This is a genomic window from Burkholderia sp. E168m15, from assembly GCF_016586105.1.
In the GTDB taxonomy this organism is placed as follows: Bacteria; Pseudomonadota; Gammaproteobacteria; order Burkholderiales; family Burkholderiaceae; genus Burkholderia; species Burkholderia orbicola.
In genome coordinates this window covers 1-26,758 of record NZ_BCPO01000150.1, presented here as the reverse complement: position 1 = coordinate 26,758, position 26,758 = coordinate 1, and the positions used below count along the sequence as shown (strand labels likewise).

The 26,758-nt window shown below is 68.7% G+C and carries 23 protein-coding genes; 7 read left to right on the top strand and 16 right to left on the bottom strand.

The window, feature by feature from the left end; translation table 11 throughout:
* Positions 1 to 262: 262 nt before the first annotated feature.
* Genes JMF86_RS21950 through JMF86_RS21920 form a run of 7 tightly spaced genes read right to left on the bottom strand, consistent with a single transcriptional unit; the run spans position 263 to position 7,504 of the window.
* Entirely contained in the window at positions 263 to 1,327 is a 1,065-nt protein-coding gene (locus JMF86_RS21950; protein WP_011547945.1) for a 2-aminoethylphosphonate aminotransferase, read from the bottom strand.
* Complete coding sequence (aepY, locus tag JMF86_RS21945) at positions 1,327 to 2,523, bottom strand: phosphonopyruvate decarboxylase (protein WP_011547944.1); 1,197 nt, start codon at positions 2,521 to 2,523, stop codon at positions 1,327 to 1,329. Before aepY ends, JMF86_RS21950 begins: the two co-directional genes overlap by 1 nt.
* Entirely contained in the window at positions 2,520 to 4,205 is a 1,686-nt protein-coding gene (gene aepX, locus JMF86_RS21940; protein ID WP_011547943.1) for a phosphoenolpyruvate mutase, read from the bottom strand. Before aepX ends, aepY begins: the two co-directional genes overlap by 4 nt.
* Positions 4,202 to 4,969: an NTP transferase domain-containing protein gene (locus JMF86_RS21935; RefSeq protein WP_011547942.1), complete on the bottom strand. Its 768-nt coding sequence runs from the start codon at positions 4,967 to 4,969 to the stop codon at positions 4,202 to 4,204. The genes aepX and JMF86_RS21935 overlap by 4 nt, the downstream gene beginning before the upstream one ends.
* Before the next feature lie 35 nt (positions 4,970 to 5,004).
* Positions 5,005 to 6,006, bottom strand: a complete 1,002-nt coding sequence (locus tag JMF86_RS21930) for an HpnL family protein (protein ID WP_011694706.1) — start codon at positions 6,004 to 6,006, stop codon at positions 5,005 to 5,007.
* Positions 6,003 to 6,812, bottom strand: a complete 810-nt coding sequence (locus tag JMF86_RS21925) for a 2OG-Fe(II) oxygenase (RefSeq protein ID WP_011694707.1) — start codon at positions 6,810 to 6,812, stop codon at positions 6,003 to 6,005. The genes JMF86_RS21930 and JMF86_RS21925 overlap by 4 nt, the downstream gene beginning before the upstream one ends.
* Positions 6,809 to 7,504 (bottom strand): CDP-alcohol phosphatidyltransferase family protein, encoded by a 696-nt coding sequence (locus JMF86_RS21920; RefSeq protein WP_011547939.1) that lies wholly within the window; start codon positions 7,502 to 7,504, stop codon positions 6,809 to 6,811. Before JMF86_RS21920 ends, JMF86_RS21925 begins: the two co-directional genes overlap by 4 nt.
* Before the next feature lie 502 nt (positions 7,505 to 8,006).
* Here JMF86_RS21920 and JMF86_RS21915 point away from each other — a divergent pair.
* Positions 8,007 to 9,521: an acetyl-CoA hydrolase/transferase family protein gene (locus tag JMF86_RS21915; protein WP_011547938.1), complete on the top strand. Its 1,515-nt coding sequence runs from the start codon at positions 8,007 to 8,009 to the stop codon at positions 9,519 to 9,521.
* 30 nt (positions 9,522 to 9,551) lie between these two features.
* On the opposite strand, the gene JMF86_RS21910 is transcribed toward JMF86_RS21915, so the two are convergent.
* Positions 9,552 to 11,090: a DHA2 family efflux MFS transporter permease subunit gene (locus JMF86_RS21910; RefSeq protein ID WP_011694708.1), complete on the bottom strand. Its 1,539-nt coding sequence runs from the start codon at positions 11,088 to 11,090 to the stop codon at positions 9,552 to 9,554.
* A gap of 134 nt (positions 11,091 to 11,224) precedes the next feature.
* Here JMF86_RS21910 and JMF86_RS21905 point away from each other — a divergent pair, with 134 nt between their 5' ends.
* Positions 11,225 to 11,665, top strand: coding sequence for a MarR family winged helix-turn-helix transcriptional regulator (locus tag JMF86_RS21905; RefSeq protein ID WP_011547936.1), 441 nt, complete (start codon positions 11,225 to 11,227; stop codon positions 11,663 to 11,665).
* 103 nt (positions 11,666 to 11,768) lie between these two features.
* On the opposite strand, the gene JMF86_RS21900 is transcribed toward JMF86_RS21905, so the two are convergent.
* Entirely contained in the window at positions 11,769 to 12,266 is a 498-nt protein-coding gene (locus JMF86_RS21900; RefSeq protein ID WP_011547935.1) for a DUF2938 domain-containing protein, read from the bottom strand.
* 140 nt (positions 12,267 to 12,406) lie between these two features.
* Between JMF86_RS21900 and JMF86_RS21895 the strand changes: the two genes are divergently transcribed.
* Positions 12,407 to 12,832 (top strand): helix-turn-helix domain-containing protein, encoded by a 426-nt coding sequence (locus JMF86_RS21895; RefSeq protein ID WP_011547934.1) that lies wholly within the window; start codon positions 12,407 to 12,409, stop codon positions 12,830 to 12,832.
* A gap of 148 nt (positions 12,833 to 12,980) precedes the next feature.
* Here JMF86_RS21895 and JMF86_RS21890 read toward each other — a convergent pair whose 3' ends face one another.
* Positions 12,981 to 13,862, bottom strand: coding sequence for a helix-hairpin-helix domain-containing protein (locus JMF86_RS21890; RefSeq protein ID WP_011547933.1), 882 nt, complete (start codon positions 13,860 to 13,862; stop codon positions 12,981 to 12,983).
* A gap of 182 nt (positions 13,863 to 14,044) precedes the next feature.
* Entirely contained in the window at positions 14,045 to 15,589 is a 1,545-nt protein-coding gene (locus JMF86_RS21885; RefSeq protein ID WP_011547932.1) for a sigma-70 family RNA polymerase sigma factor, read from the bottom strand.
* 297 nt (positions 15,590 to 15,886) lie between these two features.
* On the opposite strand from JMF86_RS21885, the gene JMF86_RS21880 reads away from it, so the two are divergent.
* Together JMF86_RS21880 and JMF86_RS21875 are read left to right on the top strand one after the other, a co-directional pair.
* Complete coding sequence (locus JMF86_RS21880) at positions 15,887 to 16,312, top strand: hypothetical protein (protein ID WP_011547931.1); 426 nt, start codon at positions 15,887 to 15,889, stop codon at positions 16,310 to 16,312.
* Positions 16,313 to 16,345: 33 nt separating this feature from the next.
* A complete protein-coding gene (locus JMF86_RS21875) occupies positions 16,346 to 17,284 on the top strand; it encodes an SH3 domain-containing protein (RefSeq protein WP_011547930.1) in 939 nt (312 codons plus the stop codon).
* Positions 17,285 to 17,412: 128 nt separating this feature from the next.
* On the opposite strand, the gene ilvD is transcribed toward JMF86_RS21875, so the two are convergent.
* From ilvD to JMF86_RS21850, 5 genes are all read right to left on the bottom strand, one after another.
* The gene (gene ilvD / locus JMF86_RS21870) at positions 17,413 to 19,272 is read right to left on the bottom strand and encodes a dihydroxy-acid dehydratase (protein ID WP_011547929.1); all 1,860 of its coding nucleotides are present in this window, start codon (positions 19,270 to 19,272) and stop codon (positions 17,413 to 17,415) included.
* 481 nt (positions 19,273 to 19,753) lie between these two features.
* On the bottom strand, positions 19,754 to 20,776 hold the full coding sequence (locus JMF86_RS21865; protein WP_011547928.1) for an Ldh family oxidoreductase: 1,023 nt from the start codon (positions 20,774 to 20,776) through the stop codon (positions 19,754 to 19,756).
* Positions 20,769 to 22,361: an aldehyde dehydrogenase (NADP(+)) gene (locus JMF86_RS21860; RefSeq protein ID WP_011547927.1), complete on the bottom strand. Its 1,593-nt coding sequence runs from the start codon at positions 22,359 to 22,361 to the stop codon at positions 20,769 to 20,771. The genes JMF86_RS21865 and JMF86_RS21860 overlap by 8 nt, the downstream gene beginning before the upstream one ends.
* A gap of 72 nt (positions 22,362 to 22,433) precedes the next feature.
* On the bottom strand, positions 22,434 to 24,059 hold the full coding sequence (locus JMF86_RS21855; protein WP_011547926.1) for an APC family permease: 1,626 nt from the start codon (positions 24,057 to 24,059) through the stop codon (positions 22,434 to 22,436).
* A 232-nt stretch (positions 24,060 to 24,291) separates the two neighbouring features.
* Positions 24,292 to 25,212, bottom strand: coding sequence for a dihydrodipicolinate synthase family protein (locus JMF86_RS21850; protein ID WP_011547925.1), 921 nt, complete (start codon positions 25,210 to 25,212; stop codon positions 24,292 to 24,294).
* A gap of 251 nt (positions 25,213 to 25,463) precedes the next feature.
* Between JMF86_RS21850 and JMF86_RS21845 the strand changes: the two genes are divergently transcribed.
* Positions 25,464 to 26,396, top strand: coding sequence for a 4-hydroxyproline epimerase (locus JMF86_RS21845; RefSeq protein ID WP_063828181.1), 933 nt, complete (start codon positions 25,464 to 25,466; stop codon positions 26,394 to 26,396).
* Positions 26,393 to 26,758: FAD-binding oxidoreductase (locus JMF86_RS21840; RefSeq protein WP_201317151.1), on the top strand; the 366-nt coding region annotated here is incomplete at its 3' end. The genes JMF86_RS21845 and JMF86_RS21840, both read left to right, overlap by 4 nt.

Below are 26,758 nucleotides of genomic sequence, written 5' to 3'. Positions count from 1 at the left end.
GTCCCTTATTGTGATGCTCGGTGACCATTGTTTGCGCTATCTATGCACGCACACGACTTTGGCGTGGCCGGTGTCCGAAGAGTGTTGCGCTCCGAACGACAGTTTTCTAATTCGATAGCGAGATACAAGTGGCCGGCAGGCGGTGCATGCGGCCGATTATTCGTGGCCGAATGCCGACAACCTGTCCCATGTTCCCCAAAATTTGCAAAGAACAACAAAAAAGGCCCTTGCGGGCCTTTCGTAGACGAGGTTCGGACAACGCTTACCGAGTCAGCGCCGTAAACCCGTCCAGCAATCGATCGACATCAGCTGCCTGAATCGCGCCCATCGTCGAGATCCGGAACAGTTCCTTTGACAGCCCGCCTTGCCCCGCGTAAATCACGAAGCCACGCGCCTTCAGTCCGTCGTGCAGCGCTTCATACGTCATACCCTGCGGCAACCGATACGCACGCAGGACGACCGACGACGCGCCTTCCGGCAGCACCAGCGGCATGCCGCGCGCAGCAAGCCCGGCTTGAGCCTGGTCGGCAAGCGCCTTGTAATGCGCATGCCGCGCACGCCAACCGCCGGCCTCATCGAACTCGCGCAGCGCCTCGACGAGCGCGTAATACGCATGCACGGACGGCGTAAACGGCGTATTTCGCTGATCCTGCAGCTTCGCGAGACGGCCGAGATCGAGGTAATAGGTACGGCTCGCCGCTTTCGCGAGCGCGCTGCGGCGCACGATCACGAACGCCGCGCCCGGCACGCCGTGCAGGCATTTGTTCGCGGTCGCGGCAACCGCGTCGATGTCGCCGCCGGCGAAGTCGATCGCTTCCGCGCCGAAGCTGCTGACACCGTCCACGAGCATCTTCACGCCGCGCGCACGGCACACTTCTGCAATCGCGCCGAGGTCGTTCAGTCGGCCCGTCGTCGTTTCGTGATGAATCACGGCGACATGCGAATACCCACCCGCATCGAGCTTCGCAGCGATCTGCGCGAGATCGGGCGCCTGCATCCACTCATGCTTCAACACCGCATGCGCGATGCCGTACTGCGTGGCGATCTGCGTGATCCGCTCGCCGTACACGCCGTTCTCGATCACGAGCAGCTTGCCGTCCTGCGGCACGAGCGCCGCGATCATGCTTTCGACGGCGGCCGTGCCCGAGCCCGTCATCAGCACGGCGGCCCATTCGGCCGGATCGAGTTCGTACGCGGCGACGAGGCGCGCGCGCGCTTCATCCTGCAGGTCGAAGAATTCGCTTTCGCGATGACACAGATCGGGTTGCAGCAGGCTGCGGCGCACGCGTTCGGAGAGCGTGACCGGGCCGGGGTTCAGCAGCAGCATCAATGGGCTCCTTCAACGTGGGCTTCGGTCTGCGCGGCGCCGATGTGCCGCATCAGACGGGTCTTGACCTCGACCGGCGTGACGGTCGGGCGGGGCAGGCCGTCGGGTACGCCCGTGCGGATCCCCACGCGAACGAACTGCACACCGGATGGCCGGACCCCGTCGGCTTGAGTGGAAAGCGTCGCATCGAGCACGTCGAGCGTATCGCCTTCGACCGCCGACGCGTAGCCGCACGCGGCCGCGACACCCGCGAACGACACATGCTGCGACACCGTCGCCTGGCCGCCCGTCGATTCGTGCGCGCCGTTGTCGAGCAGCACGTGCGTGAGGTTGGCCGGGCCGTAGGTGCCGAGCGTCGCGAACACGCCCATGCGCATCAGCGCGGCGCCGTCGCCGTCGACGGCCACCACGTGCAGGTCGGGGCGCGCGAGCGCGAGGCCGAGCGCGAGCGGCGTCACGCAGCCCATCGAGCCGACCATGTACAGCTGGTTCGGGCGATCGTCGAGCGCGTAGAGTTCGCGACCGCAGAAACCGGTCGACGCGAGCACGACGGTCGAATCGACCGGCGTATGCGCGATCACGCGCTGCAGCGCGTCGTGACGGGTCGGCCACGCATCGGCCGACGCCGCGCCCGACGCCGATTGCGCGGCGACGTGCGCACGCGGCTTCGCGGCCGGGTTCGCCTTCAGCTCATACGGCGCGACGCTGCCTTTCTGCATCACGAGCGCGTACGGGCGGCCCGTTTCGTCCATGTGCGCGATCGCGCGGTCGAGCGCCGGGCCGACCTGTTCGGGGTCGGTCGGGAACGTCTCCCACGGAATCTCCATCGTATCGAGCATCGCGGGCGTGATCGGGCCCATCAGCGCGTGCTGCGGCTCGTCGGCCACGCCCGGCTGGCCGCGCCACGTGACGATCAGCAATTGCGGCAGGCGGAACGTCCAGGTGAGCGACGTGAGCGGGCTCACCGCGTTGCCGAGCCCCGAGTTCTGCATCATCGCGATCCCGCGCTTGCCGCCGAGCGTCGCGCCTGCGATCAGCGCGACCGCGTCGCCTTCGTTCGCGGCCGACACGTAGTGCAGCGTCGGGTCCTGCAACACGTAATTGATGAACGGCGTCAGGTACGAGCAGGGCACGCCCGCGTACCAGTCGAAGCCGCGTTCGCGCGCGGCCTCGACGAACTGGGCCGCTTCGATCATTGCGCGCCCCCGTTGCCGGTGCCCGGTTCGGACAGCGGCGTCTGGCCGTGCGCGAAGTCGCCCGCGCGGCGGAAGTCTTCCAGGTCGTTGACGCCGCGCCAGTGGCCGTGCACGTACTGCACCTCGATCTTCTCGCCGGCGGCGATCAGTTCGTTCAGCAGCGACGGAATGTCGAGCGTGTCGAAATCAGGGCGCGCCTGCAGCGTCGCGAGCATCGCCTTCAGGCGATCGACGCCCGCGCCGCGCACGTTCAGCAGGCCGATCCAGCGGCCGTGCGGCGTGCTCGTGGCGACGTCGCTCGACACACGTTGCAGGTAGGTCTTCTGGCCGAACAGGCCGCGATCGTCGGCCGCCGAGCAGAGGGCGAAGTCGCGCACGCTCTGGTTGGTCTCGGTGAGCGACGAATCGACCACCACGCTGAACTCGGCCTCGCTCTCCGCGAGGTCGCGCACGATGTAGCTGCGGAACAGCAGATCGCCGTACGAGATCACGGTGTCGCCGGTCAGGCGTTCGGCCGCGCAGGCGAGCGACGCGAGCTCGCCCGTTTCCGCGTGGCGCTCGTTGACGACGAGCTTGATGCCCGACGTATCGATCGCATCGGCGCGATAGCCGCCGACCACGGTGATGTCGTTTACGCCATGCGTCTTGAAGCCGTCGACGAGCCAGCGCAGCAGCGGCTTGCCGGCGACCGGCAGCATGACCTTCGGCTTGTCTTCGGTCACGGCTTCGAGGCCCTTGCCGCGGCTCGCGGCGAGCACGATCGCGGCATTCGACGCGCGCGACGACGACGACAGGTAGATACGCTCGGCGGCCGAGTACTCGTCGGCGTCCTGCAGGCGGAAGATCTCGTTGACCGATGCCACGCGGTCCTCGACGTTGATCAGCGTTTCGCTCTCGTGGATCTCGCGCGCGGTCGCCTGCATCGCGGATGCCGACGCGCGGATCAGATGATTCGCCCAGATCACGGTGCTGATGCCGGCCTGGCGGAACACGTCGGTCGGCGTGCTGTAGTACTTGGTCGGCACGATCACGAGCGGCGCCTTGCCGCTCCATTCGCGCGCGAACTGCAGGATCTCGTCCGGGCGCGACAGCTTGCTGTGGATCAGGATCGCGTCGGCGCCGGCTTCCGCATACGCGTTCGCGCGGCGCAGCGCCTCGTCCATCCCCCAGCCCGCGATCAGCGCCTCGACGCGCGCGACGATCGAGAAGTCGGGATCGGTCTGCGAATCCTTGCCGGCCTTGATCTTGCCGCAGAACTCGTCGATTTCCGCGAGCGGCTGGCGCTCGCCGCCGATGAAGCTGTTCGTCTTCGGGAACTGCTTGTCCTCGATGCACACGCCCGCGATGCCGCGCTGTTCGAGCTTCTTCACGAGGCGGCGCACGTTGTTGAAGTTGCCGTAGCCGGTGTCGCCGTCGAGCAGGATCGGCAGGTCGCTCGCGTCAGCCATGAATTCGAGCACGTCGACGACTTGCGTCCAGCTCGCTTCGTTGTTGTCGCGCACGCCGAACTGCGCGGAGATCGCGAGGCCCGACGCCCAGATACCCTTGAAGCCGGCCTCGCGGACGATCCGCGCGGACAGGCCGTTGTGCGCTTCCATCAGGAATTCGAGATCGCTGCTGACGAGCATGCGGCGCAGGCGCGCGCTGCGTGATTCGGTGAAGTTGGGTTCGCGTGCGTTCATCGTGCGGCTCCGGCGGTGGTGCGTTGAATCAGGGGAAGAATGTCTTGCGTCGCGCGTGCGACGTCGTTCGGGAAATCGATCTCGATCCACGGCAAGCCGGTGACGTCGGCGACGTCGAACGAATGGCCGCCTTCGAGCAGCAGGTCGCGCACGGCTTCCTCGTGCGGCATGTTCGCGCGGCCGCTGTCGACGTAGCCCGCGACGAGGGTCGCGAGGCGGCGCGCGGTGCCTTCGGTGAAGCGGAAGAAGCCGACCGATTCGCCGATCGTGTCGTAGTCGAGGTCGACCGCGAGCTGCTTGCGCAGCTCGACCGGCACGCCGTTCTTCAGGCACAGCTTGACGGGTTCGTCGCCGGCCTCGAAGTCGCGGTCGATCAGCAGGCGGTCGACCGTCTTGTCGGCATCGGCCACCAGCGCGTGCAGGATGTTCTCGTCGTACAGCACGTCCGCGTCCATCAGCAGCACGTCGCCGCCGCGCGTCATCGCATCGGCGACGGTATGCACGGTCAGCACGCTGCCGAGGTCGTAGCGCTCGTTGATCACGATCTCGGCGGTGCGGCCGAGGCGCTTCAGTTCCTGCTCGACCTTCTCGTGCTGGAAGCCGAGCCCGAGCACGATTTCATCGACGCCCGCGGCGTCGAGCACACGCAGATGGCGCTCGAGCAGCGACACGTCGTCGAAGCGCAGCAGGCACTTCGGGAACTGCGCCTCGGGCGGTTGTTGCAGGCGCAAGCCGAGGCCTGCCGCAAGAATGATGGCTCGCATGGGTTCTCCAACCAAAAAGCCGGCGATCTGAACGATCAGTCGGCGAGCGGCTGCGGCGCACGGCGCCGCTGCCAGTTTCTTTCACTGAAATGCAGATAGAGCAGGCCGGGCAGGCCGAGCGCGAGTTCGCGCGCGCGCTTCGCGAGCGACAGCGCGAGCGCCGCGTCGGGCGGCAAGCCGACCAGCGGCGCGAGCAGCAGGTAGCCGCCTTCCTGCGCGCCGAGCGAGCCCGGGATCGCGAAGGCTGCGCCACGAATCGCCTGGCCGACGCTTTCGAGCAGCAGCGCGTCGAGCCAGCTCACCGGGTGCCCGAGGAAGTGCAGCGCGAGCCACACTTCCGCGGTGCCGACGATCCAGCCCGCGAGACTCAACGCGAAGGTCTTCGCGACTTTCGCGCGATCGCGGTACAGCGCGCCGACCGCGTCGTCGATCGCGTCGGCGCGCGTGGCCAGCGACGACCAGTCGCGCGGGCCGAGCAGCTTCGACGCGAGGCGCAGGCCGCGGCCGAACAGCCCGCGCCGCTGTGCCGCGTAGAACGCGACGGCGAGCGCGCCGAGCACGCCGGTGGCGATCAGCGCGGGCGTGCGCAGATACGCGACCGACTCGTGCGTCGCATACAGGCTGAACGCGGCGATGCCGATCAGCGCGAACGCCATCTGCGCGAGCGCCTGCATCGTCGTGCTGACGGTCACGGCGGCGGCCGCGTCGGCCATCCGCGTGCCGCGCTGCGCGAGGTGGCGCACCATCAGCACCGGGCCGCCGATCTGCCCGGCGGGCAGCAGGCTGTTCACCGATTCGCCGACCCAGCGCGCGCGCAGCGCGTTGCCGAGTTCGGCGCCCGGCTGCCCGCGGCGGAACATCACGGAGATCGCGACCGCGTCGATCGCGAGCGGCACGACGTGGAACGCCGCGACGAGCGCGAGGCCCCAGCCGGCCGCGAGGAACGTGGACGCCACCGCGCCGACGCCCTGCCAGGCCAGCAGTGCGATGAAGAGTGCGGTCCCGAGGGACAGCAGGATGAGGCCCGCGCGTGTCATGACCCGCTCGTGCGTCGCGTCGCCAGTTGCTTGAACACCTGGCGGAAACCGAAATACGCGATCGCGTCCTTCATGTTCGAGATGAAGCGCTTCCACGGCCGCATGCCGGGGTTCGTCACGTATTCGAACGTGAGCGACACGCGCATCTCGTTCTGGCCGAGCGGCGTGATGCGGTGGCGCAGCTTGTCGCCGTCGAACAGCACGATGCCGCCGTCGGCGATCTGCACGGAGCCCGGTTCGTCGGCGACGTCCGGGTTGCGCGTATGCAGCTCGTAGTCGAGCCGGCACGACGATTCGTCGATCACGCCGATCAGCAGCGTGTAGCGCCGGCCGTCGTAGTACGACGTGTCGTAGTGCCAGCCGATGTGGTCGCCGGGCTTCGTGTAGTAATACAGCGCGTACGCGTGCGGATCGTCGGCCGGCGACAGCATCAGCTTGTCGCCGGTGATCTTCTCGAGGAAGGAGATGAGTGCCTTCGAGCGGTACAGCTCGGCGATGTACGGCGCCTGCTCGTCGATCGTATGGCGGCTCACGCTGCCGCCCTGCTTGTGGCCGGGCAGGTAATTGCGGTTCAGGCCGGCCTGCATCGCGCGGGCGGCGTTCGCCAGCTTCGCGTGCGCGTCGGGCGGCAGGAACGCGTCGAGATAGAGGAACGAGCCCTGGCGCGTGTAGTCGCCGCGCAGGCGGTCGAGGTCGAGCTGGCCGACGCAGTCGGCCACGGTGCGGTCGGGATCGGCCGCGGCCGCGCGCACGGGCGCGGGGCGTGCCGGGCTCAGCACGGAATCGTCGCGCGTGCTAGGAGTCATTTGGAAGCCTGGATTTCGGTTGGGTTCTGCGCGGCCGGGTTCTGCGGAAGGTTGCCGCGCCGCACGATGCGCCACCAGTCGATCACGACCCAGGCGGCGAACAGCGGGGCGCCGATCGACGCCGCGAGCAGGAACGGCTCGACGCCGTCCACGAGCGTCACGATCGGCAGCAGGTACAGCACGTCTTCGGTCTCGAAGCCGCCGGCGAACGCCTGCTTGGTGCCGGCCTTGCCGGCGATCGACTCGATCCGCATGCGCAGGAAGAAAATCAGTGCGACGGCCGCGCCGGCCACCGCGCCGAGCAGCACCGGCGACGCGGCCATCTGGCCGCCCTGCGCGACGATGCCGACGCCCATGCTGACGAACAGCGCGACCGTTACGAGCGCATCCGCCGCGAGGTCGTAAAAATGACCGATCTTGCTGGACTTGCCGCTGATGCGCGCGAGCTCGCCGTCGGTGTGGTCGACGAAGTTCGACAGCACGATCAGGAACGCGCCTGCATTGCTCCAGCCGAAACCGCCGTGCGCGAGGCACCAGGCGCCGGCGAGGCCGATCAGCAGACGAAGGGTAGTGAGGTGATTCGGGGTGACCGGCGTATCGACGAGCGGTCGGACAAGCGAGCGCGCGAGCCGCGCATCCCAGGTGCGTGGCGGGGGCGGCTCGGGTCGTGTGGCGGTTTTTCTTTGGTCCATCGGCGAAATATATACGGAATTGTAATTTGGTGCTTTTTATTCGATCAATGTCCTGACATACGGGAGTGTTACCGCGTCTTGCAGGCATCGGCCGGTTCAAAAACACACCTATGAACGAGGCGGCCAACCGGGCCGCCGGACCCGTCTTCCAGTGTGGTCCGCATCGCGCGGCTGTCAAGGCCGGACGGGCCTCGTAGGCCGATCCGACCGGGTTTTTCGCGCCGGTCGGCGATCGCGAACCGGCGATTCGCTCGATGCTTTCATGTGCCTTTCGCGTGCGCCCGGCGCGGGCGGATCGCCTGTCACAGAACGGTCGTTCGATACCCGGCAAATCCGGCAAGGATCTTTTGCATCCAGCGGACATTTCGCAGCGATGGCCTCTGCGATACTCCGGACCGTGCCCGTGGTGCCGGGCCGCCCCTCGCGGCCCCAAGGGCTTCGCGTCGCTCAGGAGACACCCCCCGCGACGTCAACGACAGACCCAAGCGTCAGATAACCAGCCATGTCTTCTTCACGCATCCTCGCTCCCGCCCTGCGTTCGCTCGTCCGCACCGCCGACGAAGCCGCCGCGCTGATCCGCCCCGGCATGACCGTCGCCATGAGCGGCTTCACCGGGTCGGGCTATCCGAAGGCCGTGCCGGCCGCGCTGGCCGCCCATATCGACGCGGCGCACGCGCGCGGCGAGGACTTCCGGATCAACGTACTGACGGGCGCGTCGACCGCACCGGAACTCGACGGCGCGCTCGCCCGCACCAACGGCATCTCGATGCGCTTGCCGTACCAGTCCGACCCGACGTTGCGCGACAAGATCAACGGCGGCGAAGTCGATTACCAGGACGTCCACCTGAGCCACGTCGCGCAATACGCGTGGTTCGGGCTGTACGGCGACCTCGACGTCGCGATCGTCGAGGTCGCGGGCATCCGCGAGGACGGCCTGCTGATCCCGTCCGCGTCGATCGGCAACAACAAGACCTGGCTGGAGCGCGCGAAGCACGTGATCCTCGAAGTGAATGCGCGCCAGCCGCTCGGCCTCGACGGGATGCACGACATCTATTACGGCACCGCGCTGCCGCCGCACCGCAAGCCGATTCCGCTGACGAAGAGCGACGACCGGATCGGCGAGCCGTACCTGCGCTGTCCTGCCGACAAGATCGTCGCGATCGTCGAGACCGACGCGCCCGATCGCAGCAATGCATTCTCCGCGCCGGATGCGACGTCCAAGCAGATCGCGCTGCAACTGATCGATTTCCTGCGCCACGAAGTGAAGCGCGGCCGCCTGCCGGAAAACCTGCTGCCGCTGCAGTCGGGCGTCGGCAACATCACGAACGCGGTGCTCGCGGAGCTCAGCTCGGCCGGCTTCTCGAACCTGACGGCCTACACCGAGGTGATCCAGGACGGCATGCTCGACCTGCTCGACGACGGCACGCTGAGCTTCGCGTCGGCCACCGCGCTGTCGCTGAGCCCGGCCGCCGTGCAGCGTTTCGCCGACGAAATCGCGACGTTCCGCGAGAAGATCGTGCTGCGCCCGCAGGAGATCAGCAACCATCCGGAGCTCGTGCGCCGGCTCGGCTGCATCGCGATGAACGGGATGATCGAAGCCGACATCTACGGCAACGTGAACTCGACGCACGTGATGGGCACGAAGATCCAGAACGGCATCGGCGGCTCGGGCGACTTCGCGCGCAACGGCTACCTGTCGTGCTTCATGTCGGCGAGCACCGCGAAGGGCGGGGCGATCTCGCGGATCGTGCCGATGGCGAGCCACGTCGACCATACCGAGCACGATGTCGCGGTGGTCGTCACCGAGCAGGGGCTGGCCGACCTGCGCGGCCTGTCGCCGAAGCAGCGCGCGCGCAAGATCATCGCGACCTGCGCGCACCCGGACTATCGCCCGATGCTCGAGGACTACTTCGAGCGGGCGTCGCGCGACAGCTTCGGCAAGCACACGCCGCACCTGCTCGCCGAGGCGCTGTCGTGGCACGAACGCTACGTGCGCACCGGGACGATGAAGGCCTGACGCGGCCTCGGACGGGCGCATGCGCGCCCGTCAATCCAGCGCCGCATGCGCGACGTCGACACTCGCCGTTTTCTGCGGCGGGCGGATCAGCAGCAACAGCGGGATCATCAGCAGCGTCGCGACGAACATCAGCTTGAAATCGTTCAGGTACGCGATCATCGCGGCCTGCTGGTTGATCGTGCGGTCGAGCAGCGCGAGGTCGACACGGCTGCCGGCCAGCGCCTGCACGGCCGGGTCGAACGGCGTGATGTGGGTCGCGAGGTCGGCATGCGCGACCTGCGTGTTGCGCGTCATCAGCGTCTGCACGATCGAGATGCCGATACTGCTGCCGATGTTGCGCATCAGGCTGTAGGTGGCCGTGCCGTCCGCGCGCAGCTCGGGCGGCAGCGTCGAGAACGACAGCGCGCTCAGCGGCACGAACACGAGCCCGAGGCCGAAGCCCTGGATCACGCCGGGCCATACGATGTCCGCTTCGGACAGCACGATCGTGTACTGCATCATCTGCCACAGCGCGAGCGCGGAAATCGCCAGCCCGGCGAGCAGCAGCATCCGCGCATCCACGTATTTCAGCAGCCTCCCGACGAACAGCATCGCGATCATCGTGCCGGCGCCGCTCGGCGCGGTGACGAGGCCCGTCGTCGCGACCGGATAGCCCATCAGGTTCTGCAGCATCGGCGGCAGCAGCGCGCGAGTGGCATACAGCACCGCGCCGACCACGAAGATGAACAGCGTGCCCGTCGCGAAATTCGGATCGCGCAGCAATTCCGACTTGAAGAACGACGCCTTGCCGACGGTCGCCGTGTGTGCGAGGAAGAACGCGAAGCTCAGGGCCGCGACGAGCGCCTCGATGCGGATCTCGTACGAACCGAACCAGTCGAGCTGCTCGCCGCGATCGAGCATCGCCTGGAACGCGCCGATCGCGAGCGCGAGCGTCGCGAAGCCGAACGCGTCGAATTTCACGTGCGGACGCGGCGCGCGTGCCGGCAGGAAGGTCATCACGCCGGCGAGCGCGAACGCGCCGATCGGCACGTTGATGAAGAACACCCAGCGCCAGTTGTAGCTGTCGGTGAGCCAGCCGCCGAGCGTCGGGCCGAGAATGGGGCCGACCATCACGCCCATTCCCCAGATCGCCATTGCCTGGCCCTGTTTCTCGCGCGGATTGATGTCGAGCAGGATCGATTGCGACAGCGGCACCAGTGCGGCGCCGAACACACCCTGCAGCAGCCGCGCGCCGACGATCTGCACGAGCGTCTCCGACAGCCCGCACAGCGCCGACGCCACCGTGAAGCCCGCAATCGATACGATCAGCAGCCGCTTCACGCTGAGCCGGTCGGACAGCCAGCCGGTGAGCGGCGTCGCGATCGCCGCCGCGACGATGTAGGAGGTCAGCACCCACGTGATTTCGTCCTGCGACGCGGACAGCGTGCCCTGCATGTGCGGCAGCGCGACGTTCGCGATGGTGCTGTCGAGGGTCTGGATCAGCGTGGCGAGCATGATCGACAGGGTCAGCATCGGCCGGTTCAGGGCGGGCGAGGAGGGGGTATCGGCGGCGTCGGCGGCGGGGTTCAAGCGGTGTCTCCGTGGGGCGGCCGCCGTGGTCAGCGATCCGGTATGGCGTAAATTATAAGCATGCTTATTATATAGCCGCTTATCGCTGGGTCGCGAGCCACGGGCCGGTTCCGGCTTGACCCTATAATCGCCGCATGGACAAGACCTACGAGAACCGGATCGGTTACCTGATCGCCGACGTGGCCCGTCTGAACGGACGCCTGTTCGACCGGCGCGCGAAGCGCATCGGGCTGACGCGGGCGCAAAGCCGCGTGCTCGCGTACCTCACGTGGAAGGGCGAGATGAACCAGGCGCGGCTCGCCGAATGGCTCGAGATCACGCCGATCTCGCTCACGCGGCTGCTCGACCGGATGGAAAGCTATGGCTGGATCGAACGCATCGCGAACGACGACGACCGCCGCGCGTTCGTGATCCGGCTGACCGACAAGTCGCGCGAGATCTTTCCGCAGATGCTGGAGGTGGGCGATACCGTCGCCGACGACGGGCTGCGCGGCTTCACGCCCGACGAGCGCGATACGCTGGTGCGGCTGCTCGGGCGGGTGCGCCGCAACCTGATCGACTGCGGCGGCGAGTGACGCGGGTGTCCGGCCGGGCGCACCGGGCAACGGGAATGCGTGGTGAATCCCGGCCGCGTGTACGGGGACGGTGAAGGAGGCCGAGGGGATGCCGGTGCGCTGCTTAACGCGACAGCGCCGCCAGCATGTACGCCGCAAGATAGAGTCCCACCCCGTACGACAGATGCGTGACGAGGCTGCGCCGGCGCGCGACACCCGGCTGCGGCGTGCGCGACGCCGCGATGCCGAAGCCGAACGCCGGCTGCATCACGAAGAACGGCGCGACCACGCTCGCGAGCCCGGCGACGAGTGCGGGAAGCGGCGTCGGCGCATCGATCCATGCCGGGCCGGCGATCAGCACGGGTAGTGCCGCGAACGCGATGCCGATCGCGTAATGCGCGACCCAGCCGAGCGCGCGTTCGCCGGGCACGGGTGCGGCGGCGACGATCGACGCATGCCGGAACCGGCCGTGCATCATGTGGCCGAGCCAGCGGCCGACCAGTGCGTAGTCGAGCGACGGAATCCCGAACGCTTGCCGCCGGAACAGCGTCCATAGGTCCATCAACAGCGTGGCGCCCGCGCCGATCAACAGCAATTTGAGCAGGATGTCGGATGGGCTCATCGCACACCTCCGCTACGGACGGCGATGGCGATGCGGCACGACGGAATACGACGCGGGTTCAACGGTTTCATGGCGGTCCGGGCTTGTCTTCATGGAGTCGAGCGACTATCTTGCAACTTCAAGTTCACTTGAGGTCAAGCATGAGCCGACTGGACATTGCGGACGTTGCGCGGCGCACGGGGCTGCCCGCATCGACGCTGCGTTACTACGAGGAAAAAGGGCTGATCGTTCCGATTGGCCGGCATGGGCTGCGGCGGCAATACGACGAGGCGGTGCTGGAGCGCCTGGCGTTGATCGCGCTCGGCCGCGAGGCCGGTTTCTCGCTCGACGACATCCTCGCGATGGTCGGCGCGGAGGGGCGACCCGCGATCGATCGCGCGAAACTCGACGGCAAGGCCGACGAGCTCGACCGCACGATCCGCCGTCTCGGCGCCGTGCGCGATGCGCTGCGGCATGCGGCCGTGTGCCCGGCCGCGAACCATCTCGAATGTCCGTCGTTCCAGAAACTGCTGCGCATTGCCGCACATCGTCATCCGGCGCGCCGGGCGAAGGGGGAAGGTGCGTAGCCGGCGGGCCGGCGCGAAGCGGGCGGTGCGGTAGCGGGTCGGCAGGAAGGCGGCGACGTGGCGACGCCATCGGCTTGACGTGCCGGGTCGAGAAAAGGCGAAGCCGTCAGTGGGGCTTTCGATTTAAGCGAAGCCGCCTACGCCGGACTCACCCCGCGTAATACACGCGGCATTCCATCTCGCGCCCGCGCACGATCCGCTTGCCGACGAGCGCGCCGTACGTTTCGGTGAAGACGGTGCGCTGGTGCTCGCACTGCACGGCGTCGTAGAAGTAGAGCGAGACCCAGTCGGTCGGTCGATCGGCTTCCGGCGTGCGCATGGCCGCGTGCTGGCTCAGCGCCGTGAAATGCCAGCCGCCCTTGGTCATGTGCATCACCGGCGGCGGCACGTAACCGTCCGCGTTCAGGCGTCGGTGCGCGAGCGTCGGCAGCACGCCCGCGGCCGCCTTGTTGCGGTACTGGCGATCGATGTACAGCAGCAGTTCGACGGGCGGTTCCGTGCCGGGGCCGGCGCTTTGCATGTGGCCTTGCCAGCGCCGGCGGCGGCTCAGCACGTCGTCGAGCGCGGCGCGGATGCCGACCGCGCGCCGCGGGCCGACGCCCGCGATCGTTTCGAGCTGGCCGTTGCGCGCCGCGCGTTCGAGCTCCTCCAGCGTGTCGATGTGCAGCGCGTCATGAATGCGCAGCGCGAGCGCGTGGCCGATGCCCGGCACCGCTTCGAACGCCGACGCGCGTTCCGCGTCACCGCGCAAGCGGTCGAGCTGGCGCCAGCGGCCCGTCACCAGCAGCTCGGCGATCGCCTGCGCGACGCCCGCGCCGATGTCGGGCAGCGCGCCGAGCGCCTCGACGCCGCCGGTGTCGAACACGCCGCGGATGTCGCGGTCGAGCGCGTCGACCGTATCGGCTGCGGCGCGGTACGCGGCCACCCGGTACGGGTTCGCGCCCTGGTCGACGAGCCACTGCGCGGCCTCGCGCAGGCAGGCCGCGACAGGCCGGTTTTCCTCGTACGTCTGGCTGACGGTCGACTGCATGGCAAGGGACCCGGAAAGCACAAACGGAATGGACGCGGCGAACGATGCGCCGGTCGGCTGTCAACCATTGTCGCGACGCGCGATGAAGAAAACTTGATGCGCGTCAATGGCAAACGTAACACAGGCGCGCGGCGCACGGTCGTGCCGGAACGCGGCACGACCGTGCGCGTTGCGCGATGCGCTTACGCGTCGAGAAACGACTGTGCGTTCTCGGCTTCGGCGGCCGTACGCAGCGCGGCGAGCGCCCGTTTCTCGATCTGCCGGACACGCTCGCGCGACATCCCCGCATCCTGCGCGATCGCGTCGTAGGTGTCGGGCTCGGCGCCGCCGAGGCCGAACCGCCGGCGCAGCACGTCGGCCTCGGTCGGCGTGACCGAGCGCAGCAGCGATCGCACGCAGTCGCGCATGCGCGTGTCGGCCAGTTGCTCGAACGGGCTGGCCGATGCCTGGTCCTCGATCAGTTCCACGAGGCCGGTGTCTGCGTCCGGCAGCGGCGTATCGAGCGAGACCGGCTCGGCGGGCAGCGCGAGCACCGCACGCAGCTTGTCTTCGGCGAGGCCGGTTTCAGCCGCGAGCTCGGCCGGCGTGGCGCGGCGGCCCGTGCGCTGGCGAAAGCGCAGTGCATGCCGCTGCACGCGCTGGTACTGATCGCCGACGTGCACCGGCACGCGGATCGTACGCGAGCGATCCGCGACCGCGCGTGCGATCGCCTGGCGAATCCACCAGGTCGCATAGGTCGAGAACTTGAACCCACGCCGGTATTCGAATTTCTCGATCGCGCGCATCAGGCCGAGACAGCCGTCCTGCACGAGGTCGGACAGATCGACGCCGCGGTTCAGGTACTTGCGCGCGATCGACAGCACGAGCCGCAGGTTCGCCTCGAGCATCGCCCGCGTCGCGTCGCGCACTTTTTGCTGGCCGTCGCTCAACGCGGCTGCAAGTGCGCGCCGTGCGACCGCGTCGAAGTACGCGGCGTCGACCGCCGACGGATCATCGGAGGCGGCCGCGAGCGCGCGCACGGTACGGCTTGCGTCGTCGACGGCCGGTGCGACCCAGGCGAGCGAACCGAGCAGGGCGGCCACGTGGTTGCGCGCGTCGCGGTAGTCGGCCGAACGGCTGCCATGCGCATGCAATGCATCGCGCAGCGCCGACACCGCTGCCTGCAGCGCGTCGTAGCGGGCGGGCGCGGGCGTTTCGCCATCCTCTTCATCGGGCGATCCGGTTGTGCCTATTGCGCCGGTTGCGCCCGTCGCGCGATGACGCTCGAGCAGTGCGTCGACCGCGGGCGGATAGCCGGCGATCGCATGCAGCACCTGATGACGGCCCGTCTCGATCTCGCGGGCGAGCACGATTTCACCTTCGCGCGTGAGCAGCGGCACCGCATGCATGCGCCGCATGTAGAGCGCGAGCGGATCGGTCGACGCGCTCGTACCGCGCGCGAGGTCGCCGAGCATGGCCCGGCCTTCGTCGAGCGCGTCGCGATCGACCTCGACCGGCGCCGCGCCGGCAAACGGTGCGGGCACGGCCGGCTCGTCGAGTACCGCGATGCCGATGTCGGCCAGCGCGGCGCGCACGACGTCGAGCGCGTCGGAGCTGTCGCTTTCGGGCGGCAGCGCGTCGACGAGGTCGGCGTGCGTCAGATAACCCTGCTCGCCGGCGAGCGCCAGCAGCTGGATGATCGGATCGAGCGGTGTGTCCGCCCGGGGAGTGGGGCGTGGCGTAGTCATGTCGATGGCGGCGCGAGCCGCGTTCCTGTCAGGGCGGGCCGAAGCTCGCCGGTTTGCGGTTGCCGGTGGGTCGCGGACGCCCGTCCGCGCCGGTCAGCCCGACATCGTTCAAGTTGAGGGCATTTGCGCCAACTTCAACGCCGGCGCCGCGGACGGGCCAGCACGCGGCGTTCCTGCCCCGCCGTGCGGGGCAGGAAACAAAAAGTAACCGATCATACGCGCGGAAATCTGCAGGGGACGTAAGCTAGAGTCAGGCGCGCGCCCGGCGGCGACGCGCGGATTCTGCCGGAGTACGAGATGAACCCGATTTCCGCCGCGAGGCCCGCCGTCGTCGCGCTGGCCGCAGCGATGCTGGGCGGCTGCTACTACACGAGCCCGTACGGTTATGCACCTTATTACGCGCCGGTGCCCGCCACGGTGACGCAGCGCGAGATTCCAGTCGCACCGACCGCGTCCGGTCCGGTGCCGTCGACCGTACCCCAGGCGCAGGTCGACGTCGGCCCGGCGGTGCCGGTGTATGTCGCCCCGGCCTACGTGCCGCCGCCGTACCCGTATTACTACCCGGCGTACTACTCCGGCTGGTACGGGCCGCCCGTGACGATCGGCTTCTGGGGCCGCTGGGGCGGCGGCGGATACTGGGGCGGCCGCGGCGGTTACTGGCATCGTCCGTGGGGCGGCGGGCATTGGGGTGGCGGCCACTGGGGCGGCGGCCATCGGCACTGACCGGCGCGCGGCGGCGCGGCGCGGGAGAGCATCATGAGGAACACGATTGTCCGAAGTCTGTGCGTCGTCCTGGCCGGCCTCGCGGCCGCACCGGGCGTCGCCGATGCGCAGAGCAGCGCTTACACGAACTCGCCGGCCGAGCTGTTTGCCGGGCCGGCGCCCGATTATCCGGTGGTCGCGCAGATCCCGCCCGGTACCGCGCTGGATGTGTTCGGCTGTCTGAGCGACTACGCGTGGTGCGATGTCGCGCTGCCGGGCGTGCGCGGCTGGATCGATGCGCAGTTGCTCGACTATCCGTACCAGGGCAGCTACGTGCCGTTGCTCCAATACGGCGCGATCATCGGCGTGCCGGTGACCGGTTTCGCGATCGGCGCGTACTGGGATCGCTATTACCGGCACCGCCCGTGGTATCCCGACCGTGATCGCTGGGCGCATCGTGCGGAGCCGAGGCTCGGCCCCGGCGGCGTGCCGCCCGCGCAAGGGCGTCCGCAACCGGGTGCGCCGATGCAGGTCGCGCCGGGCGGCCCGCCGCCCGTGCATGACACGCGGCCGTCGGCGACGCGCGGCGGCTGGAACGGCGCGAACCGCGTGCCGCCGCCGGCTGCACCGGCGCCGGCGCCGATGCCGGGTGGCGTGGGTAATGCGCGTCCGGCCAGCCCGCCGACGCCGATGCCGGGCGGGATGGGTAATGCGCGCCCGGCCAACCCGGCGGCACCGACGCCGATGCCGGGTGGGATGGGTAATGTGCGTCCGGCCAGCCCGGCGGCGCCGACGCCGATGCCGGGCGGGGCGGGTAACACGCGCCCGGCCAGCCCGCCGCCCGCGCCGGGCGGCGAAGCCCGCACGATGCCTCAGCCCGCGCGCCAGGGAGGTTGGGGCGGCGGCGGTTATGCGCGGCCGCAAGGCGGCGGAAACGGCGGCGGCAACCATGGCGGCGGTGGAGGCGGCGGTCCCGACGAACTCCGCCACTGACGGCACCGGTGCCGCCGGTGCCGCGGGTTCTCCGGGCACCAGACAAAAAAAGCCGCTCCGGAGAGCGGCTTTTGGATCGGGCAAGCGGGGCGAGGTAAGGCGCTACCGGTCGCCCGCAGCCCGCCGCATCAGTCGTCGAGCAGCGACAGATCGCGCACGGCGCCCTTGTCGGCCGACATGACCAGCTTCGCGTATGCCTTCAGCGCCGCGGACACCTTGCGCGGACGCGGCTGCGCGGGCTTCCAGCCCTTCGCGTTCTGCTCCTCGCGGCGGCGCGCCAGTTCCTCGTCCGACACCAGCACGTCGATCGTGCGGTTCGGAATGTCGATGCGAATCCGGTCGCCGTCGCGCACGAGGCCGATCGCGCCGCCCGCCGCCGCTTCCGGCGAGCAGTGGCCGATCGACAGCCCCGACGTGCCGCCCGAGAAACGGCCGTCCGTCAGCAGCGCGCACGCCTTGCCGAGCCCTTTCGACTTGATGTAGCTGGTCGGGTAGAGCATTTCCTGCATGCCCGGGCCGCCCTTCGGGCCTTCGTAGCGCACGATCACCACGTCGCCGGCCTTGACCTTGTCGTTCAGGATGTTCTCGACCGCTTCGTCCTGCGATTCGGTCACGTGAGCCGAGCCTTCGAACACGAGGATGCTTTCGTCGACGCCGGCCGTCTTCACCACGCAGCCGTCGAGCGCGATGTTGCCGGTCAGCACCGCGAGGCCGCCTTCCTTCGAGAACGCATGCTCGTACGAGCGGATGCAGCCCTCGGCGCGATCGAGGTCGAGGCTCGGCCAGCGCGTGTTCTGGCTGAACGCGACCTGCGTCGGGATGCCGGCCGGGCCGGCCAGGTAGAACGTGCGGACCGCTTCGTCCTGCGTGAGGACGATGTCCCACTGGTCGAGCGCATCCTTCAGCGTCGGCGCGTGGACGGTCGGCACGTCGGTGTGCAGCTTGCCGGCGCGCTCGAGCTCGCCGAGGATCGCCATGATGCCGCCGGCGCGGTGCACGTCCTCGATGTGGTACTTGTTCGTGTTCGGCGCGACCTTGCACAGCTGCGGCACCGTGCGCGACAGACGGTCGATGTCCTTCATCGTGAAGTCGATGCCGGCTTCCTGCGCGATCGCGAGCAGGTGCAGGATCGTGTTGGTCGAGCCGCCCATCGCGATGTCGAGCGTCATCGCGTTCTCGAACGCCTTGAAGCCGACCGAGCGCGGCAGCACGCGTTCGTCGTCCTGCTCGTAGTGCTGGCGCGTCAGTTCGACGATGCGGCGGCCGGCGCGCTTGAACAGCTGTTCGCGATCGGCGTGCGTGGCGACCACCGTACCGTTGCCGGGCAGCGACAGGCCGAGCGCTTCGGTCAGGCAGTTCATCGAGTTCGCGGTGAACATGCCCGAGCACGAGCCGCAGGTCGGGCAGGCCGAGCGTTCGACTTCGGCGACGTCGGCGTCCGAATACGACTGGTCGGCCGCGATCACCATCGCGTCGACGAGGTCGAGCTTCTTCAGTTCGACGGTCTTGGTGACCGGGTTCGCGAGGCGCGTCTTGCCGGCTTCCATCGGGCCGCCGGACACGAAGATCACCGGAATGTTGAGGCGCATCGCGGCCATCAGCATCCCCGGCGTGATCTTGTCGCAGTTCGAGATGCACACCATCGCGTCCGCGCAGTGCGCGTTCACCATGTATTCGACCGAGTCGGCGATGATGTCGCGGCTCGGCAGCGAGTACAGCATGCCGTCGTGGCCCATCGCGATGCCGTCGTCGACCGCGATCGTGTTGAATTCCTTCGCGACGCCGCCGGCAGCCTCGATCTCGCGCGCGACGAGCTGGCCGAGATCCTTCAGGTGCACGTGCCCGGGTACGAACTGGGTGAACGAGTTGACGACCGCGATGATCGGTTTCGAGAAATCGTCGTCTTTCATGCCGGTGGCGCGCCACAGCGAGCGCGCACCTGCCATGTTGCGGCCGGCGGTAGAGGTTTTGGAGCGGTAAGTGGGCATGGTGATGGCTGAAGAAATATCGCGGGAAAAGGGTGGAGGCACGGGAATAAAGGCCTCTCTCGCGCCCGTGCGAACAACCTCTTGAGCTGCGCCCTGGGCAAACTTCGCGATTATCCCACAGCCGCCGGGCGGGCGGCGCCGGCTGGAGCGGGCGAGTGAGGCCGGTGGTGCACCGGACAGGGGTTAAGTGCACTCGGCACACAGACGTCACGAAGCACGAGGCCCCGAGGAAGCCCGAAGCCCGAAGCCCGAAGCCCGAAGCCCGAAGCCCGAAGCCCGAAGCCCGAAGCCCGAAGCCCGAAGCCCGAAGCCCGAAGCCCGAAGCCCGAAGCCCGAAGCCCCAAGCCCCAAGCCCCAAGCCCCAAGCCCGACCCGACGCCCGACGCCCGACGCCCGAAGCAGTCCATCGCCACAGGCCCGCCGGCGGCTTCATTGCCCGTTCTGCCGACGATGAAGCCGCGCCGTGCCGCTCGATCGCGCGTCAGTCGAGCAGCGTCAGGATCTCGTCGTACAGCGCCTTCGGAATCCGCACGCCGTTCGCGATGCTGCGCGCGCGGGCGTCGAAGCGCCGTTGCGACGGCAGCCGCGCGCCCTGCGCGACGATCGATTCGAACATCCGCTCGCCGCGCGCGAGCCCCGCGTCGAGATCGTCGCCGAGAAACACCTTCGGATCGAACGCGATCACGAGTTCGCCGTGGCACGGCGTCGCGCCGACGCCTTCGTCGAAGTCCATCGATTCCCGGCTCGTCATGTCGCCGATCAGCGCGCCGCCGAGCAGCTCGACCATCGCCGCGAGCGCCGAACCCTTGTGGCCGCCGAACGTGCGCATCGCGCCTTGCAGCGCGGCCTTCGGGTCGGTGGTCGGCTGGCCGTCCGCGTCGATCGCCCAGTGCGGCGGAATCGCCTTGCCTTGCTTCGCGTGCAGCTCGATGTCGCCGCGCGCGATCGCGCTCGTCGCGAAATCGAATACGAACGGTTCGCCGCCCGGGCGCGGCCACGCGAACGCGATCGGGTTGGTGCCGAACACCGGTTCGCGGCCGCCTTCCGGGGCGACCCAGCTATGGCTCGGGTTCATCGCGATGCCGACCAGCCCTTCGACCGCGATCGCCTCGACCTCGGGCCACAGCGCGGAGAAGTGATAGCAGTGGTTGATCGCCATCGCGGCGATGCCGTGCTGCTTCGCCATCTCGACCAGCACGGGCAGCCCGGTCTCGAAGCTCAGCAGCGAGAAGCCGCGATGCGCGTCGACCGCGACGATCGACGACGACAGCCGGCGCAGCGTCGGCACGGCCTGCGGATCGACCTTGCCTTTCCTCAGCGACCGCACGCAGACGAGCAGCCGGTACACGCCGTGCGAATGGCATTCGTCGCGCTGGCCCTGCGTGATCACGTTCGCGATGGCGCGCGCATGTGCGTCGGACATCCCGTGGTGCGTCAGCACGCGCAACGCGAGCGCGTGGACTTCATCGAGCGACAGGACGACTTCGGTGGTGTGGTCAGCCATGGTTCACCTCACGCGAAACGAGCACGCCGTCGATGCGTTGCGGTACGCGCAGCGGATTGCTGTTGCGTAGCGCGTCCGGCAGCAGCGCGTCGGGCAGGTCCTGGTACGACACGGGGCGCAGGAAGCGCTCGATCGCGCGGGCGCCGACCGACGTCGTGCGGGTATCGGACGTCGCCGGGAACGGGCCGCCGTGCACCATCGCGTGGCCGACCTCGACGCCCGTGCCGAAGCCGTTGACGAGAATACGGCCGGCCTTGCGTTCGAGCGTCGGGCGTAGCGCGGCGAACAGCGTCGCGTCGCCATCGGCGATGTGCGCGGCGATGGTCAACTGGCCTTCAAGCGATTTCAGCACGCGATGCAGCGTGTCGACGTCCGGGCAGCGCACGATCAGCGACGCGGGGCCGAATACTTCGTCGCGCAATTCGGGGTGGGCGATGAACGCGTCCGCAGAGGTTGCGAACAGCGCCGCGCGCGCCTGATGACGGCCGCCTCCGACGCCTTCGGCCAGCAATTCGACGGCCGAGTGATCGCGCAACGCCGCGACGCCTTGCGCATAGCTCGCGTGGATGTGCGGTGTCAGCATCGTCTGCGCGGCGACGGCGCGCACGGCATCGGCGGCCGCGGCCTCGAATGCGCGCAGCGCGGGGCCGTCGACCGCGAGCACGAGGCCCGGGTTCGTGCAGAACTGCCCGGCGCCGAGCGCGAGCGACGCGACGAACTGCGGTGCGATGGTGTCGTGACGGGCCTCGAGCGCGGCCGGACACAGCAGCACGGGATTGATCGAGCTCATTTCCGCATAGACGGGGATCGGCTCTGCCCGCGCGGCCGCGATATGCATCAGCGCGACGCCGCCGCGGCGCGACCCGGTGAAGCCGACGGCCTTGATGCGCGGATCGGCGACGAGCGCCTGGCCGATCTCGCGCGACGCGTCGAACAGCAGCGAAAACACGCCGGCCGGCATCCCGCATTCGCGCGCGGCCTGCTGGATCGCGCGGCCGACGAGTTCGGACGTGCCCGGATGCGCGGAATGCGCCTTGACGATCACCGGGCAGCCGGCCGCCAGCGCCGATGCCGTGTCGCCGCCGGCCACCGAGAACGCGAGCGGGAAGTTCGACGCGCCGAATACCGCCACCGGCCCGACCGCGACATTGCGCAGGCGCAGGTCGACGCGCGGCAGCGGCTTGCGTTCGGGCCGCGCCGGATCGATGCGCGCATCGAGAAAACCGCCCTCCCGCACGAGCGACGCGAACAGCGCGAGCTGGCCGACCGTGCGACCGCGTTCGCCTTCGATGCGCGCACGCGGCAGCCCTGTTTCGACGACGCAGCGCTCGATCAGGTCGTCGCCGAGCGCCATGATGTGGCGGCCGATCGCGTCGAGGAACGCGGCGCGTGCTTCGAGCGACGTTTCGCGATAGGTGTCGAACGCGTCGGCGGCGAGCGAGCACGCCGTTTCCAGGTCGTGCAGGCTCGCGCCGACGAACGCCGGTTCGAGCGGTTCGCCGGTCGCGGCGGCGAGCGCGTGGAGGGTGCCGTTCTGTCCGGCGACGGCCGACTGGCCGATCAGGAGCTGACCTGTGAGTTGCATGGGTTTCCTCGGAAAAGGCAGGGCCGGGCGTACTGCGCCCGGCCGATGGAAGGGGAAAAGGGCGCGGGCGCGTCAGTCCTCGTCGTCGTCGAGTTGCAGCTTGTCGGCGCGCACGCCGGTGTTCGCGCCCCAGTAGTAGATGACGAGCGCGACGGCCGCGACGACGACCGTGTCGTACGGATGCGCGAGCCGGCCCGTGCCGCCGAAGCCGCCGAGATACGACAGCACGATCATCGCCGCATAGAACGCGATCAGCCACGCGGACGAACGCACCTGCTCGGCGAGGCTCAGGTGCGCGGTCGGTACCCAGCGGCGGCACGCGAGATAGATGACGAACATCACGATCTGCAGCCCGAGCAGCCAGGACACCGTGCTCCAGCCCGACCAGTAGACGATCAGCGCGGCGATCACGAACGACGCGGGGCCGGTGAGGCCGAACGCGCTGGCGCGGAACGGCCGCGGCAGGTCGGGCGCGGTGCGGCGCAGCGCGGCGACCGACACCGGGGCGACCGCATAGCTGAGCACCAGCGCGGCCGACACGATGTTGATCAGCGCTTCCCACGACGGGAACGGCAGCGTCCAGAAGATCGCGAGGCCGAACGTGAGCCACAGGCCCGCGCGCGGGATGCCCGACGCTTCGTCGACGCGCGTGAACACCTTGAAGAACGTGCCCGTCTTGGCCCAGCCGTAGACCACGCGCGGCGTCGCGTTCATGTAGATGTTGCCGCAGCCGCTCGGCGAGATCATCGCGTCCGCGACGACCATCACCGCGAGCCAGCCGACGCCGAGCGCGAGCGCGATGTCGCGGTACGGCAGCGAGAACGCCTTGCTCACGTCGTGCCAGCCTGCGGCGAGCATGTCGGTGGGAATGCTGCCGATGAACGCGAGTTGCAGCAGCACGTAGATCAACGTCGACAGCAGGATCGACAGGATCAGCGCGATCGGGATCGTGCGCTGCGGATTGCGCACCTCGCTCGCGACCGACACGATCGGCGTGAGCCCGAGATACGCGAAGATGATGCCGCCGGCCGACACGGCCATCTCAATGCCCGGCATGCCGAACGGCGCGAAGCCGTGCACGGTCAGGTTCGCGGGCTTGAAGAACGTGAACAGCACGCCGATCACCGCGAGCGGCACGATGAACTTGAAGACGCTGATGATGTTGTTCGCCTTCGCGAAGGTCTTCACGCTCGAATAGTTCAGGTAAAAGAAGAAGCACAGCAGCGCGGCCTGCACGAGCCAGCCGACGGTGGTCGGGTCGCTCGATCCTTCGACCGTCAGGCCCGGAAACCACGCGGCCGCGTACTGGCGCGCGGCGACGACCTCGATTGCGATCAGGCTCGAGAACGCGATCAGCGTGATGAAGCCCATCAGGTAGCCGAGCAGCGGACCGTGCGAGAACACCGGATAGCGCACCACGCCGCCGGCGCGCGGCAGCGCGGCGCCGAGCTCGCAGTAGACGATCCCGAGCAGCAGCACCGCGAAGCCGCCGAGCAGCCACGAGAAGATGCCGGCCGGGCCCGCGATCGTCGATACGTGACTCGCGGCGAACAGCCACCCCGAACCGAAAATGGCGCCGAGACCGATGAACGTGAGATCGGTCAGCGACAGCTGTTTCTTGAACTTGCCGTGACCCGCGCCGGGGTGCCCGGAACGGGAAAGCGGGACAGACGGGTGTGCGTTGCCTTGGCCTGGCATGGGCGTGTCTCCTGGAGGGAATATCGGCACAGGCTTGAGGTGCGCCGCGCTCCGACGGAGCAGCGGCGCCTGCCTGTCGGCCGGCGACGCCCGGTTCGAGCGACCGGGGCGGGCTGCGGGGCATTCACGCGCGGCACGCTCTGGCGCCGCGGCGAACGGGCCCGCAGGCCATGCCGGACCGGAGACGGCGGTGCGCAGGCGCAATGCCCGCGCGCCGCCGCAGGGGCGTCGATCAGAGACCGACGTCGGGCAGCGCCGGGCGCGTTTCGAGCGCCTTCGCGACGATGGCCTTCACTTCCGCGAGCGTGTCGCCTTGCAGCGCGAGGCGCGGCGGACGCGTGATCGCGCTGCCGCGGCCGACCAGCTCCTCGCACAGCTTGATGCACTGCACGAGGTCGGGGCGTGCGTCGAGGTGCAGCAGCGGCATGAACCAGCGATACAGCGCGAGCGCTTCGTCGAAGCGCTTTTGCTTCGCGAGGCGGAACAGCGTCTCGCCTTCCTTCGGGAACGCGTTCGACATGCCCGACACCCAGCCTTCGGCGCCGACCGCGATGCTCTCGACCACGACGTCGTCGAGGCCCGCGAACAGTACGAAGCGATCGCCGACCGCATTGCGCAGGTCGATGAAGCGGCGCGTATCGCCCGACGAATCCTTGAAGCAGACGATGTTCTCGCAATCCTGCAGCGCGATCAGCACGTCGGGCGTCACGTCGTTCTTGTAGATCGGCGGGTTGTTGTAGACCATCACCGGCAGGTCGGTGCTCGTCGCGACCGCGCGGAAGTGCGCGGCGGTTTCGTGCGGCTTCGCCGAGTAGACGAGCGCGGGCATCACCATCACGCCGTCGACGCCGACGCGCTGCGCTTCGCGCACCGTGTTGCGCGCGAATTCGGTCGTGAATTCGGCGATGCCGGCGATCACCGGAATCTTGCCGCCGGCCGCGTCGCGCGCGGCCTCGATCACCTGGAGCTTCTCGCTCGTCGACAGCGACGTGTTTTCGCCGACCGTGCCGCAGACCACGAGGCCCGACACGCCGTCGTTCACCAGGTTCTTGACCACGCGGTGCGTGGCGTCGATGTCGAGGGAAAAGTCCGGCTTGAACTGGGTGCTGACGGCCGGGAAAACCCCGGTCCATTGAATGGCTTTGCGGCTCACTGAAATCTCCTACGTTCGTATCGGTCGGCCGACGGGTGTGTCGGTGTGGCAACCAGTATCGCCGCGCAAACGCCCATCACGCTTGAGTCGTATCGCGGAGCAAAATGACGAAATCGGCACAGCGGCTGGCAGGGGCGGGAGGGGCCCGTCGCACTATGCCGATTTCGTCGTCGTCCTCATCGAAAAGCCACAAGCGGACGGACGCGCGACGGAGGAAGCTATGCTCCTTTCCCCACTTCGGACGGCTCATGATGAAGCGCATCCAGATCATCGATTCGCACACGGGCGGCGAACCCACTCGGCTCGTCGTGTCCGGCTTTCCGTCGCTCGGCCGCGGCACGATGGCCGAGCGGCGCGACGTGCTCGCGCGCGAGCACGACCGTTACCGCACCGCGTGCATCCTCGAGCCGCGCGGCAGCGACGTGATGGTCGGCGCGCTGCTGTGCGACCCGGTGGCGCCCGACGCGGCGGCCGGCGTGATCTTCTTCAACAATAGCGGCTATCTCGGGATGTGCGGGCACGGCACGATCGGCGTCGTGCGCACGCTGCATCACATGGGGCGCATCGAGCCCGGCGTGCACCGGATCGAGACGCCGGTCGGCACCGTCGAGGCGACGCTGCACGACGACCTGTCGGTCAGCGTGCGCAACGTGCCCGCATATCGTCACGCGCAGGGCGTCGTGCTCGACGTGCCGGGATACGGCCCCGTGAAGGGCGACATCGCATGGGGCGGCAACTGGTTCTTCCTGATCAGCGACCACGGGCAGCGCGTCGCCGGCGACAACGTCGCGGCGCTCACCGCGTATGCGTCGGCCGTGCGCGAAGGGCTCGAACGCGCGGGCATCACCGGCGCGAACGGCGGCGAGATCGATCACATCGAGTTGTTCGCCGACGATCCCGAGCACGACAGCCGCAGCTTCGTGCTGTGCCCGGGCCTCGCGTACGACCGTTCGCCGTGCGGCACCGGCACCAGCGCGAAGCTCGCGTGCCTCGCGGCCGACGGCAAGCTCGCGCCGGGCGTCGTGTGGCGGCAGGCGAGCGTGATCGGCAGCGTGTTCCACGCGAGCTACGAGCTGGCCGACGGCGGCATCGTGCCGACGATTCGCGGCAGCGCGCACCTGAGCGCGGAAGCGACGCTGCTGATCGACGAAGACGATCCGTTCGGCTGGGGCATCGGGTCGTGAGCGAAACGAAGACCGACGTCGTCGTGATCGGCGCCGGCATCGTCGGCGCGGCCTGCGCGCACGAACTCGCGCAGCGCGGGCTGCGCGTGCTCGTCGTCGACGACGCGAGCGGCGGCGCGACCGGCGCGGGCATGGGCCACCTCGTCGCGATGGACGACAACGCGGCCGAGCTCGCGCTGAGCCATTACTCGATCGACCTGTGGCGCGCGTTGAGCGGCGAGATGCCGGAAGGCTGCGCATACCGCAACTGCGGCACGCTGTGGCTCGCGGCCGATGCGCACGAAATGGATCTGGCGCGCGCCAAGCAGGCGACGCTCGCCGCGCACGGCGTGGCCGGCGAGCTGATCGACGCGGCGGCGCTC

Bases quoted from the DNA above. Each gene is read 5' to 3' on its own strand.
- JMF86_RS21950 (WP_011547945.1), bottom strand. From the start codon at position 1,327: ATGCTGCTGCTGAACCCCGGCCCGGTCACGCTCTCCGAACGCGTGCGC.
- aepY (WP_011547944.1), bottom strand. From the start codon at position 2,523: ATGATCGAAGCGGCCCAGTTCGTCGAGGCCGCGCGCGAACGCGGCTTC.
- aepX (WP_011547943.1), bottom strand. From the start codon at position 4,205: ATGAACGCACGCGAACCCAACTTCACCGAATCACGCAGCGCGCGCCTG.
- JMF86_RS21935 (WP_011547942.1), bottom strand. From the start codon at position 4,969: ATGCGAGCCATCATTCTTGCGGCAGGCCTCGGCTTGCGCCTGCAACAA.
- JMF86_RS21930 (WP_011694706.1), bottom strand. From the start codon at position 6,006: ATGACACGCGCGGGCCTCATCCTGCTGTCCCTCGGGACCGCACTCTTC.
- JMF86_RS21925 (WP_011694707.1), bottom strand. From the start codon at position 6,812: ATGACTCCTAGCACGCGCGACGATTCCGTGCTGAGCCCGGCACGCCCC.
- JMF86_RS21920 (WP_011547939.1), bottom strand. From the start codon at position 7,504: ATGGACCAAAGAAAAACCGCCACACGACCCGAGCCGCCCCCGCCACGC.
- JMF86_RS21915 (WP_011547938.1), top strand. From the start codon at position 8,007: ATGTCTTCTTCACGCATCCTCGCTCCCGCCCTGCGTTCGCTCGTCCGC.
- JMF86_RS21905 (WP_011547936.1), top strand. From the start codon at position 11,225: ATGGACAAGACCTACGAGAACCGGATCGGTTACCTGATCGCCGACGTG.
- JMF86_RS21900 (WP_011547935.1), bottom strand. From the start codon at position 12,266: ATGAGCCCATCCGACATCCTGCTCAAATTGCTGTTGATCGGCGCGGGC.
- JMF86_RS21895 (WP_011547934.1), top strand. From the start codon at position 12,407: ATGAGCCGACTGGACATTGCGGACGTTGCGCGGCGCACGGGGCTGCCC.
- JMF86_RS21890 (WP_011547933.1), bottom strand. From the start codon at position 13,862: ATGCAGTCGACCGTCAGCCAGACGTACGAGGAAAACCGGCCTGTCGCG.
- JMF86_RS21885 (WP_011547932.1), bottom strand. From the start codon at position 15,589: ATGACTACGCCACGCCCCACTCCCCGGGCGGACACACCGCTCGATCCG.
- JMF86_RS21880 (WP_011547931.1), top strand. From the start codon at position 15,887: ATGAACCCGATTTCCGCCGCGAGGCCCGCCGTCGTCGCGCTGGCCGCA.
- JMF86_RS21875 (WP_011547930.1), top strand. From the start codon at position 16,346: ATGAGGAACACGATTGTCCGAAGTCTGTGCGTCGTCCTGGCCGGCCTC.
- ilvD (WP_011547929.1), bottom strand. From the start codon at position 19,272: ATGCCCACTTACCGCTCCAAAACCTCTACCGCCGGCCGCAACATGGCA.
- JMF86_RS21865 (WP_011547928.1), bottom strand. From the start codon at position 20,776: ATGGCTGACCACACCACCGAAGTCGTCCTGTCGCTCGATGAAGTCCAC.
- JMF86_RS21860 (WP_011547927.1), bottom strand. From the start codon at position 22,361: ATGCAACTCACAGGTCAGCTCCTGATCGGCCAGTCGGCCGTCGCCGGA.
- JMF86_RS21855 (WP_011547926.1), bottom strand. From the start codon at position 24,059: ATGCCAGGCCAAGGCAACGCACACCCGTCTGTCCCGCTTTCCCGTTCC.
- JMF86_RS21845 (WP_063828181.1), top strand. From the start codon at position 25,464: ATGAAGCGCATCCAGATCATCGATTCGCACACGGGCGGCGAACCCACT.